Source organism: Alcaligenes sp. RM2, assembly GCF_052931795.1.
In genome coordinates this window covers 337,683-349,897 of sequence record NZ_JBRFIO010000003.1, presented here as the reverse complement: position 1 = coordinate 349,897, position 12,215 = coordinate 337,683, and the positions used below count along the sequence as shown (strand labels likewise).

The following is a 12,215-nucleotide window of genomic DNA, read 5'->3' as shown; positions in this document are numbered from 1 at the left end:
CCATAATGGGGATACCCAAAGCTACAAAATAGGCACTTCATGTCTCAGTCAGTACCCAATTTTTTATTGATCATTGCGGATCAACTCCGCGCAGACCATTTGGCTTGTTACGGCAATAAAGAAGTTAAAACGCCCAATCTGGATGCTTTAGCCGCTCGTGGTTGGAGTGCTGACCGATTTTACGTCGCCACCCCAATCTGTATGCCCAACCGTGCGTCCCTGATGACAGGTCGCATGCCCTCGGTGCACGGCGCCCGTCACAATGGTGTGCCCCTGCCACTGGATTCCAGCACCTTTGTCGATGTACTGCGCCAGGCAGGCTGGAGCACAGCCTTGGTCGGCAAGGCGCACCTGCAAAATATAACGGATACGCCCCCGCTCTACCCACGGCCGGATGATCCTCCGACCAAGGGAGAAGCTCGCCCTCCTCTGCCTACCAACGATTACGGCCAGGAATGTGGCCAATGGTGGCGCGATCGCGCCGATCACGGTGTTCAGCTACCTTTTTACGGCTACGAGCACGTGGACCTGGCCATTGATCACGGCGATCAGGTCTGGGGCGACTATGGCCGCTGGCTGCAGGATGAACATCCTGAAATCGCCGCCCTGTCCGGCCCTGAAAACGCCATCCCGACTCCGGACTACGAGTTAAGCCGAATTGGCCAGGCCTGGCGTACCCGTGTGCCAGAAGAGTACAGCACCACGGCCTGGATTGGTGAACGGACCCGCGCTGTGCTGGACAAATATGCCCAGGAACAACAGCCCTTCTTTATTCAGTGCTCCTTCCCGGACCCGCATCATCCCTTCACTCCGCACGGTCAGTACTGGGATATGTACAAGCCTGAAGAGGTCAGCCTGCCCGACTCCTTCCACCTGGGCCCGCATCCCCTGCCTGCCCATCTGCAATTGCTGCATCAACTGCGCGATGAAGGCAAAGCCATCAAGCACACTCCTACGCTGTTTGCCTGTTCCGAGCGCGAGGCCCGCGAGGCGATTGCGCTGAACTACGGTTCCATCACGCATATTGATGCCGAGATCGGGCGCATTCTGGACCATCTGGAGCGCACTGGTCAGGCGGAAAACACCATCGTCATTTTCATGAGTGATCATGGCGACTTCATGGGCGACCATCAATTGATGCTGAAGGGCCCTGTGCATTATCAAAGCATTATTCGCAGCCCCTTTATCTGGTTTGACCCCAAGGATGCGAAAACTCAAGGCACAAGTGAGGCGGTCTGCTCTACCATTGACGTCGCGCCTACGGTGCTGGAACGTGCCGGCCAGCTGCCCTACAACGGCATCCAGGGTCGCTCCTTGCTGAAAGTGATGCACAAGGAGCCTGTGGAATGGCGCAAAGGCGTACTGATCGAAGAAGAAAACCAGCGCAAGCTGTTCAATACGCCCATTCGCACCAAGCTGCGTTCGCTGGTCACGCAGCAGCACCGTCTGAGCCTGTATGAAGGCGGTCAAATTGGCGAGCTGTACGATCTGCAAGCCGATCCGCTGGAACAACATAATTTGTGGAATGAACCTGACGCGCAAGCGTTAAAAACAACGCTTTTGTGCCAATTGATCGATACCATGATGGCTCACAGCGAAACCAGTCCCTTGCCTTTGGCGATAGCGTGAGCTGAACACTGTTAATTACCTCTATCTGGAGACATCTATGCCCACCCTTTCCTTGCTGCGCAAAGTAAGCATTTGTGCGCTGATCTTACCTTTGGCTACGCCAGTCCAGAGTGCCGAGGTGGCCACCATTGTGGTCAGCTCCGTGGCAGGAGGCCCGCTAGATGTCCTGGGTCGCATGTTGGCCCGCGAAGCCACTGAAACCACCGGCCAGACGATTGTGGTGGAGAACCGGGCGGGTGCAGCCGGTACGATTGCTGCAGAGGCGGTGGGCCGGGCCAAGCCGGATGGCAATACCTTGCTGCTGACACTGGATACGGTTGCTACAGCCAATCCGCATATTTACGTCAACAGCAAGTTCAAGATCGGGGACTCCCTGGACCTGGTGTCTTTGCTGGGTACTTTTGACCAGGTTCTGGTGGTTCCCAGCAAGACCGGCATCACAACGCCTGCCGAGTTTCTGGAGCGTGCCCGCGCCAAGCCCATGAATTACGGCTCGGCCGGTATGGGTTCGCCTGGGCATTTGATGATGTCGGCCTTGACGCAGGATAGCGGTATCAAGCTGGATCACATTCCGTATCGCAGTAATAGCGCTGTGGTCAATGATATGTATGGCGAGCGTCTGGACAGCGGCTTTCTGACGATTGCCGGTGTCTTGGGTCCGATCAAGGAAGGTTTGCTGACTCCCTTGGCGACTTCTGGCGGCAAGCGCAATCCTTTACTGCCTGAGGTTCCTACTTTGGCCGAAGCAAAGCTGCCTGGATTGGAAAACTTTAACGAGAGCTTCTCGTATCTGGTTTTCACCACCAAGGGTTCGCCTCCAGAGAAGATCAAGGCATGGAACGATTTACTCAGCGATATCGTGAAGCGTCCGTCCACCGCCGAGACTTTGCGGATGCTGGATATTCAAGCCTACGACTCGTCCAAGGTTTCTCCAGCCCAATGGGTGCAGCAGCGTAACGCTCGCTGGGAGCAGATTGTGCGGGATAACAATATTCGTTCTGATCAGTAATTGTTGGAATTACAGCCCCTGGTTTCAGGGGCTGTTTTTTTTGAGGCTGTATAGGTTCGAGGGGATTACTGAGAGCAGGCTTTCTTCGTGAGTTGCTTTGGGGTAAGGACTCAACGGTTGGTGAGAAGGCTGCTCGTACAAAGAAGGGAGCAGGAGCAGGGAGCCGGTTAGTGCAGGTGTAGTGGTGTTCGGGCTGAGCACTTGCCGGTGCTACGCACCGGTGCCCTTGTCAGTTTGGGAATCCGGGCGCCCTGTGAACTCGCGGGGTACTTGGTCCCCCGGACCAAGTACAAACGCCCCGCTCAAACAGCACAGGGCTTGCATCCCGAATTCCCAAACTGACCGCGGCAAGTACTCTGAATCGCCCGAACACCACTACACCTGCACCAACCGGCAAACTCACATTACTCTGTTCCCTTCTTTTCAAGAGTCCAACTGAATGGCTCAATGCGATATGAGGTTTGCTACTTTTACGCCCTGTTTAAGGTGTGAAAGCTATGGCGCCAGAAGAGGCCAACAACAACAACAACAACAACAACAACAACAACAACAATAACCAAAGCCAAAGCCAAAGCCAAAGCCAAAAAAGTAGCGCCCCAAAACCTTAAAGCCTCCTCCAGCATCGTAAAAAAGCTACTTAATCCCCCCCCCTTTTTTCCTCAACTCCAGTCACCTCGCCTATGACCCACGTACTCAAACCAAGCTCAAAACCTGTCTGAAGCGTCCCAAGAAAAACGAAACCACCGTTCAACAAGTCCAAACCATTTCTACTCTCCAGTGCTGTTTGGGCTATGTACACGATGTTGCTTGTTTTCTTGTGGGGCCCGGGTACGGCTTGGCGGGCGAGTCAGGGCTCTTGCCGCAGGCAGAGTGCTGGGGCGGGATGCAAGGGTCGTGCTGTTTGAGGAGCACGCTTGCGGTTTGTCCGGGGGACAAACCGCGCTCCGAGTTCACGACCCGCCCGCCCCAGCACTCTGACAAGGGTACCCACGCGCAGCGTGGGCAAGAGACCCGCCAAGACAAGCCGTACCCGGGCCCCACAAGAAAACTATCCACCGGCCTCACGCAAAGCCCAAACAGCACGTCCAGAAGAAAGCCTCCTCCTGTCAAAACCAGCGCCCTCCCACTTCAAACAAGCCCTCGCATACAAGGCTCGACAAAACACTCAATCCCAATCAAGCCAACCCTGTACCCAAGCGACATATCAATCCAAACTAATCCCAGCCTTAGTCACGATATCGTGCCAATAATCCGCCTCCGCAGGCAGTCCCTTCCGAAACTCCTCAGCAGAAACCTTGGACAGCAAATACCCTTGATCCAGCAACTTGCTGCGAATAGCCGGATCAGCCAGAACCTTCTCCAAAGCCCCTTCAATCCTGCTCACGATCTCCGTCTCCGTCCCGGCAGGAACAGCCAACGCCCACCAGTTGCTGATCACCACGTCCTTGTAGCCCAGCTCCTCCATCGTGGGGACATCAGGCAAAGCCGGGAAGCGCTCTGGCAAGGCCACTGCCAAGGCCTTCAAACGACCTTCAGGCAAAAAAGCCGCCCCCAAACCATAGCTGCTGACAAACATCTGCACTTCATTGCTCAACAAAGCCTGAATCCCCGGCGCCGAGCCTCGGTAATGAATACCCAGCATGTCGCCCTCCAGAGCCTCGGACAGCTTCCAGGCCGACAGCTCCGGCGTTGTGCCTGCTCCTGGCGTCCCGTAATTCACCTGCCCTTTGCGCTGCTGAACATAATCCCGGAATTCAGCCATATTCTTGACCGGCAAATCTCCATTCACATAAACAAAAGCCGCCGCATCCGCCACCTTGTTGATCACATACAAATCCTTGAACGGGTCATAACCCATGTTCTTGTACAAGAACTGATTGATCACAAAATTATTGGTGGCTGAAAACAGCAAGGTGTAGCCGTCCGGCTTGGAGCGCGCCACCATCTGCGTGCCAATATTGCCGCCCGCGCCGGTCTTGTAATCCGTAATTACCGTCTGCCCCAGCTCCATCGACAGTTCGGGCTGCAAGATACGGAAAATAATGTCACCCGCCGCTCCTGGAGGGTAAGGAATCACCACTCGCACAGGGTGATCGGGATAATCCGCCCAGACCGGACCTGCCGCAGCCAGACCAAGCGCAGCCACCAAGCCCACCACCGTCTTTTTAATTGCTTGCATCTTGTCTCCCCCGCGCGCCTTTTACAGGTCTATGCGCATCAAATCCGTTGCCAAACGCAAATCGCCTTTGTAGCTTTTGCGAATATCCCGAGCCACTTCATCCAGACGCTCCGGCCCCATCAAATCAACCGGCAAATGATTGCCCGCCGCACGTTTAATCACCGGACTGGTGGAGTCGTAATGTCCAAAATGCGTGGCCACTAAACTCTTCACATTGGCTTTACGAGCGATCTCGCCCAACTGCAAAGGACTGGTATGGGCAAACGTGCCTACCCCTGACTGCGCGCGATGCTTCAGGAAAGACTCCGGAAAAGTGCACTCATGTATCAGCAGATCCGCATCCTGCGCCAGGCGAATCATGGACTCACACGGAGCCGTGTCGCCACTGAACGCCACAACCTTGCCTTCAGCCTCCATACGAATACCAAAGCAGTCCGTAATTTCGCTAGGAATGTGGTCCACCACATCAATGTAGATTTTGACGTCCTCGTCCTCGTACATCAGACCTGGCTCCACCTCGAAGACCTCGGGGCGTACCGCTTCAATATTTTTCTGACGAGCCGGATAAGCCGCACGAGCCTGAATATCCACACGAAACGCGCCATTCTCGAAGGAATGATCCACAAAATCCTGCGTGCCTTTGGGGCCAAAAACCTTCAGCTTGCCTTCACGGTTAAAAACCCAGCTGGACAGTACAAAAAAAGGCAGACCGCACACGTGGTCATAGTGCAGATGGCTTAAAAACACCCAAGGCACATCGGCTGGATTGATATTGGCCTTCACCATCTGACGCGTGGACCCTTCGCCACAATCAAACAGATAATTCTTGCCATTCTCCAGCGTCACCAAAATGGACGACTGAGCACGATCGGGATCTGGCAACGCAGCGCCGGTGCCAAGCATGGTTATCTTCACGTAAAACTCCTCCAAACAATAAAAACATCCAGCACCAGAACAGTGCCTTCCCTATAAAGTCATAAAGTTCTATTTTTAGGACTTTATGGAAAAAGTGTACACCTCGCTATCGAGCGGCATAACTTGGTGTTTTTACCTAGGAGTGTCGTAAAGGCGCAGCGCGCCTGGGATGGCAGTCTTAAAGGCCAGGTGTCAGCTCGGTCTGAATGCTGAGATATTTAGCGGGATAAAAGACCTGTGCCGCATAAACCAGTTGATTTGCACGGTTCACAATCAGGCGAATTACCCGCACCACAGGCATGCCTATATCCATATTCAAATGGCGTGCTAAATCCGCATCGGCAACCCGCACGGTCAGTGTCTGACGAATAGTATGGATCTGCTCGCGAGCCAGACGATTCAGCACCAGCAGCACAGGTTCCTGACTTAATTCCGGTTGCAAGGTCTGGGCCAGTGTATTCAACACGTAGACCGTATTCAGGCTGTAAGCCACGCCATCAGCGTAATTCACACGGCTGGTCCACCAATATTCATCGGGCAAGGACTGCCCGGTAATTTCAATGGGCAAGGATCCCAGACCATTGTCCAGCTCCACCATGACCGAATCCAGACGCGTCAGATGTTCAATCAAGGCATCCCAATTGGTGGGCAACATCAGCCAATGGTCTTGCGCGACGTCGCCAATAACAAACGTGCCCTTGCCGCGTGTGCGCTCGATCAGGCCTTCGTGTTCCAGCTCATCCAGTGCCGCCCGCACGGTAGCGCGCGAGACGCCATACTCCTGCATCAACTCCTCTAACGTGGGAATACGCGTTCCCACCGGCCATTCGCCACGCTCCAGGCGCGCTCGCAAGGTATATTTCACCTTGAGCGACAGAGGCAATTTGGACTGTTTGCGCAGCGATGAACGTGTGGGATCGACCATACCAAGAGGCAAGCAAGCACAGGAAAGTGACAAGTCCACATCATAGCCTGCGATGAGTTAAGCCGGAGATGTCCCAAAAAGGTTTAATCTTGAACAAGCAAAGCGTTTATTTTTGCAAAAGTTGGTAAACGAAAATTAAACGTATCGGATACATTATCCCAATCATTGCTTAACTCTTGATACGAGCCCGAGCCCATGGATGTTTTGCCTTCCTCCGCCTCGCACTTGGCCCAAATTTACCTGCTCGGTACCTACCGACTCCTGGTGAAAGGACAATGCCGCGCACAAATCATTAACTACGATAAAGCGCGTATTTTATTGTCCATGTTGGCCTTGGCCCAGGGCAAGCCGATTAGTCGCAGCCGTTTGGCTGAAACGATCTGGCATGAAGACCCCATCAGTGTGGGCCGCGCTCGTTTACGCCACGCGCTGCACGCCTTGCGCCGCGCTTTTGAAGGTTGTGATCAGGCCCTGCACATTACCAATGACACCCTGGCCCTGGACCCCAGCCACACCCAGGTGGATGTGCTCAGCCTGTTGCAACACCCCAGTCAGCCATCGCTTAACGATCTGGAGCGCCTGAACCTGTATCAGGGCCCCTTGCTGGGGCAGGTAAAACTGCACCATGGCGAGCAGTTACAGGACTGGTTGCAGGATACACAGCAAAACATTCGTCAAACTCTGTCGCAATGCCGTGACCGTTACATACAGTCTGGCCTGAGCACGCTGCCTGCACCGCAAGCAGTCAGTTACCTTAAACGCTGGCTCCTGATCTGGCCTGAAGAAGAAAAACTGCATCAAGAGCTGATTCGGCTGCTGAAACAGGAAGGCCAGCATGAAGCCGCCCTGCACGCCTACGAGCAATGCTCGGTCTTGCTGGCCGACCGCCTGGGTTGCGAACCCAGTGCCCAGACACGCAGTCTGGTGGATTTGCCGGCACGCTCGATCAGCCCTGCCAAATCCTTACCCACGACGGTCTCCCTGCGCCTGCGCCCCTTGGCCGCGGTCGGCTTTTGCCTGCGCTTTGAGCCCGGTCACCGGCATGCTCGTGAGCGCGGCGGCCATCTGCTGGGACAATGTCGCCAGACCTTGCAAACCTTGATTGAACAGCATGGCGGCTGGCCCTGTGAGGCTGGCCCCAATCAGTTGATTGCCTACTTTGGTTATCCCGAGTTGCTGGAGTCGCCCGTCGCGCAAGCAGCCGCATTGGCACGGGTTGCGGCAACCTTGCGCATGGATGAACACGTCAAGCTGAGCATCGCCCTGCACGCCGATCTGGCCATGGACGATCAAAGCGCTTACCCCGATCCCTGGGGCCAACTTGCACAAGTGGTGCTGCCCTTGAGCTGGGAAGCCAGCCCCGGCACGCCACGTATCAGCGTGCAGGCCGCTCTGCGTCTGGACACCAAGGATGTGCAAGGCCCGCTGGGCCGCCAGAGCGAAGCGCTGTGGCTGAATCTGAGCCCTTCCGACGCAGACCCTACGCGTTTAACCAGCCGCGTCTATGGCCGCTCGCAAGAGTTCGACCATCTGGTGCAAGCCTGGGCGCATATCGGTCCCAACCGTGCCTTGCATCACATTGCCATTCACGGTCGCGCTCATATCGGCAAGAGTCTGCTGGTGCAGTCTCTGGCGGACTATGTGCAGAAAACCGCCCACCACTGCATTGTGCTCAATTGTCGTGAAGACAAGCGTCGTGTGGCCTGGCATCCGATTCGCCTCTGGCTGCACGAGCAGATTGCCGACTACCTCACCTCGCAAAACGGCAAGCAGCGCGATCCCTTCTCCGTGCAAACCTTGCAAGAGGCACTGGAAATCAGCCCCAAACAGGCCCAGTCCCTGCATCAATGGCTAAATAGCGGCCCGGACGAGCAAGACCTGAACGAGCCTTCCACGGCTCATATGGATTTATTGTTCAATTTGCTCAGCGGCCCGGGCAATTCGCCACGCCGTCGCTTGCTGATTATTGAAAACGTGCAATGGGCCGACCCGCCTTCCCAGCGCCTGATCCGCTTGCTGGCGCACACGGCCCCGCGTCACCCGACGTTGCTGCTGACAACCAGCCGCAAACCCGGTCATGGACTGGAACGTGCCGAGCACCTGAGCCTGCGTACACTGGATCGCTCCAGCATCAACAGCCTGTTAAGCGGCCAACGGGGACAAAGGCTGGCGCGCGATAAACGCAGCCGCCTGGTCCGCTTAAGCGCAGGCAATCCAGGCCATGCCAACGAGCTGCTGCGCTGCCATGAGCTCAATAGTGAATGCAGTGATGCCTTGTGCCTGACTGACCTGGTCTGCACCCAGTACCACAGCCTCCTGCCCGCAACACGCCACATCCTGACCAGCATCGCCTTGCAGGCACAGCCTATTTCCATCGACGAGCTGGCCCTGATGCTGCGCCTGGAAAACACCGCCTTGAGCAGTGGACTGGACACGCTGGCGACGCTGGATCTGATCGATGTGCATGACAAGCATGTCTCCTGTCTGCCGCTGGTCTCCCAGGCACTGGAACGTGTGGCGATGCAGGAAGAACTGCGTCAGGCCCACTACGCCATCGCCCAGCACGGCATACGCCGCCGTCACGCGCCCGAGTACATTGCCCTGCATCTGTGCGAAGCGGAAAGTCCGGAAGCCGCCTTCTGGTGGCAGCGTGCGGCCCGCGAAGCGCTGGCACAGGACGACCTGCGCCAGGCCAGCCAATACCTGCAGCGCTCCTTGAACCGCAGCGAATTGATTGAAGATTTGCAGGTTCGCCAAACCCTGCAATTTGAATGTCGCATGTTGCAAGGCGCGATTGAGTCCTCGTTGTACGGCCCCGCCTCCGCCTCTACAGCCATGGCCTACGAGCTGGGCCATGAGCTGCATGACGAGCATGACTCGGATCAGGTCATGATCAGCTTGTGGACAGCCTGGACAGCCTTTCAAGCCCAGGGCAATTTCGAGCAAGCCCTGCAAAAAGCGCGCCAGTTACTGGCTCTGGCCAATGAAACCAGCCACGATCAGAACCGCAGCTGGGCCTTGTACGCCATTGGTCAGCACGAGCTGTGGAAAGGGAATGTCACCAATGCCATCCAGACGCTGAACCTGAGCCTGGCCGTCTTTGATGACCTGAAGGAGCAGAACGGTCGTCAGGCCATTGCCGAGCACTTTCCTCAGTCCATTACCTTTGGAACCCTGAGCGTCGCCCTGGCCTTGAAAGGCAATATGGATGCTGCTCAGCAGCATGTCCATCTGGCCTTGCAATCCTTGCGTGTGGATACCACTTTTTCACTACGCGCCATTACGCACTTGTTCGTCATGCAGGCCTACTACCTGATGGAACAGCTTGAAGACTGTCAGCAAGTGGCCGAGCTGTCCTTGCAAGAGCTGCAAAAATCGCATAACCCCGAGCCCTGGTCTGCACTTAGTCGCTCTTACCTGCACTATTGCCAAGTGATGTTGCAAGGCCGAGAAACCAGCCTGCAGTCCCTGCTCGATTGCGTACAGATCGCCCAGTACGGTCTACCCATCAGCACCGATGGCCTGATGAGCCGTATTGCTCGCGCCATGATACGTCTGGGTCGCAGCAATGAAGCCATGCCCTGGCTGGACAAGGCTGCCGCTCAAGGTCTGCGTTATGACACCAATAGTCTGGGCACCGAGCTGCACTGTGTGCGCGGAGACGCCTGGATGGCGCTGGGCGAGAACGCACAAGCCTTGCAGGAATGGAATCTGGCCGAGCAACACATGGAAAAACATGGCTTGCATCGCTACGCAGACTGGATTCAGACACGCCGACAGGCCGTGCAAAAGCTCAAGGTCTAGTCAATAAAACCAGTAACGACAAGAAAATGCCCCCAAGGATCAAGCTGACTCCTTGGGGGCATTTCAGATCCACTACCGATAATTGAATCGGCTTAAAGCAGCCACTCGATCGGCAGGATAGACAAGACGCCTACCCCGGCTCGACGCCAGATACTGGCATTCGGCTCGGAGGTGAAAAAGCGCTGGGTGCCGTCTTCGTTCAACTGAATCCACACCAGATCACCGTTTTCATCCAGTTCCACACGATAGCTGCGGTAAGGCAGGACGTCCTCAAAACTCTTGGACAGGGCTTGCGCCATTTCAGGGCTCTCGATAATAAAGCCCAGCTCCGTATTCAAATTGACCGAACGCGGATCGAAATTAAAAGAGCCCACAAACAGGCGCTTACCGTCTACCGCAAAGGTCTTGGCATGCAGAGCCGAACCCGAGCTACCAAAAGGCCCGGAGCCGTGACGCGTAGGCTTGTCCATGGTGGGCCGCAGCTCCAGTAACTGCACCCCAGCTTCCAACAAGGCTTTACGTCGTTTCGCATAGCCTGCATGTACGGCCGTCACGTCCGTTGCAGCCAGGGAATTGGTCAGGATACGGACCTTCATGCCAGGCCGCTTCATCATGTCCTCAAAGGCCCGTACACCTGCAGCGGTAGGCACAAAGTACGAGGACACCAGGTCCACCTGGCTGGTGGGCTTGCCCAGCACATGGTCCATTTGCCAGACCATCAATTGCTCAGGGTTGACCGGGCCCAGGGCCTTGGCCGGATCATCACTGATCATGGTGGTCCGCGCCCACTGGAAATCCAGCTCACCACGCACCAAATGGCTGACCAGATCCGATTCACGCAGCACCTGCTGGTAATCCTTGGCGCGTGGTTGCGCTTCGGCTTCCTGCAACTTAGCCTGAAACTTCATCAGGGCTTCCGAACCACCCGTTTTGATCAGGCTGTCCACCGGATAGGCCGATTGACTGGCCCAGTAACGGTCAAAATCCTTGGAGACGTCCTGCACCACCGCGCCAATTGCCATCACGTCCAGATCCGCAAACAAGACGTCCTGAGTCGCACCGAAGTACTCATCGCCCACATTGCGCCCACCAATAATGGTGACCTGGTTATCCACGGTAAAAGACTTGTTGTGCATGCGCCGGTTCAGACGGGAAAAGTCCGTCAGAAAACCCAGAGGTTTGGGCCAGCGCAGCACAAAGGGGTTGAACAGCCGTACCTCGACATTGGGGTGAGCGTTCAAAGCGGCCAAGATATCATCCAGCCCGGTGATGCCGTTGTCATCAATCAACAAGCGCACACGCACGCCACGCTCGGCAGCCTGCAATAAAGTGCCCAGCATCAAGGTGCCGGTGGTGTCGCCCCGCCAGATGTAATACTGCACGTCCAGCGTTTTTTGAGCGGCAAAGGCTAACAAGGCACGGGCAGCATAGGCATCATGTGGATCGAACAAAGGATAAATGCCCGACAAGCCAGGATGCTGCTGAACTAAGGGAGCCACTGCCTGGCCAATCATGGTTTCCTTGGCCTGATCCAGCGGCAACGCCTCGCTGTGGCTACGTCCTTCCAGCGAAGGCAGGGCACAGCCTGTCAGGCCGGCCAGCAAGGCCCCACCCGCCATCAAGCTGCGCCAGAAAAAGGACGGTGCTTGTCCCGTAGAACGAGGAATCGTCGGCTTTTTGGCGGGGTCGATTTTCATGAAGGCATCTCTGTGGACATGGACATCGCTCAACATAGTAGCACCGCCCTCGGGACC

The 12,215-nt window shown here is 56.0% G+C and carries 7 protein-coding genes; 3 read left to right on the top strand and 4 right to left on the bottom strand.

Going from position 1 to position 12,215, the window contains the following annotated elements; translation table 11 throughout:
* Positions 1 to 39: 39 nt before the first annotated feature.
* Together ACU6HM_RS13260 and ACU6HM_RS13255 are read left to right on the top strand one after the other, a co-directional pair.
* Positions 40 to 1,629: a sulfatase family protein gene (locus ACU6HM_RS13260; RefSeq protein ID WP_031232491.1), complete on the top strand. Its 1,590-nt coding sequence runs from the start codon at positions 40 to 42 to the stop codon at positions 1,627 to 1,629.
* A gap of 37 nt (positions 1,630 to 1,666) precedes the next feature.
* Positions 1,667 to 2,638: a Bug family tripartite tricarboxylate transporter substrate binding protein gene (locus ACU6HM_RS13255; protein ID WP_446763929.1), complete on the top strand. Its 972-nt coding sequence runs from the start codon at positions 1,667 to 1,669 to the stop codon at positions 2,636 to 2,638.
* Positions 2,639 to 3,842: 1,204 nt separating this feature from the next.
* On the opposite strand, the gene ACU6HM_RS13250 is transcribed toward ACU6HM_RS13255, so the two are convergent.
* From ACU6HM_RS13250 to ACU6HM_RS13240, 3 genes are all read right to left on the bottom strand, one after another.
* A complete protein-coding gene (locus ACU6HM_RS13250; RefSeq protein WP_250756056.1) occupies positions 3,843 to 4,817 on the bottom strand; it encodes a Bug family tripartite tricarboxylate transporter substrate binding protein in 975 nt (324 codons plus the stop codon).
* A 21-nt stretch (positions 4,818 to 4,838) separates the two neighbouring features.
* On the bottom strand, positions 4,839 to 5,732 hold the full coding sequence (locus tag ACU6HM_RS13245) for an MBL fold metallo-hydrolase (RefSeq protein WP_035273671.1): 894 nt from the start codon (positions 5,730 to 5,732) through the stop codon (positions 4,839 to 4,841).
* A gap of 178 nt (positions 5,733 to 5,910) precedes the next feature.
* A complete protein-coding gene (locus ACU6HM_RS13240; RefSeq protein WP_336974789.1) occupies positions 5,911 to 6,657 on the bottom strand; it encodes a GntR family transcriptional regulator in 747 nt (248 codons plus the stop codon).
* A 195-nt stretch (positions 6,658 to 6,852) separates the two neighbouring features.
* Here ACU6HM_RS13240 and ACU6HM_RS13235 point away from each other — a divergent pair, with 195 nt between their 5' ends.
* Positions 6,853 to 10,461 (top strand): BTAD domain-containing putative transcriptional regulator, encoded by a 3,609-nt coding sequence (locus ACU6HM_RS13235; protein WP_336974787.1) that lies wholly within the window; start codon positions 6,853 to 6,855, stop codon positions 10,459 to 10,461.
* A 92-nt stretch (positions 10,462 to 10,553) separates the two neighbouring features.
* Here ACU6HM_RS13235 and ACU6HM_RS13230 read toward each other — a convergent pair whose 3' ends face one another.
* Positions 10,554 to 12,158: a phospholipase D family protein gene (locus ACU6HM_RS13230; RefSeq protein ID WP_336974784.1), complete on the bottom strand. Its 1,605-nt coding sequence runs from the start codon at positions 12,156 to 12,158 to the stop codon at positions 10,554 to 10,556.
* Positions 12,159 to 12,215: the final 57 nt, after the last annotated feature.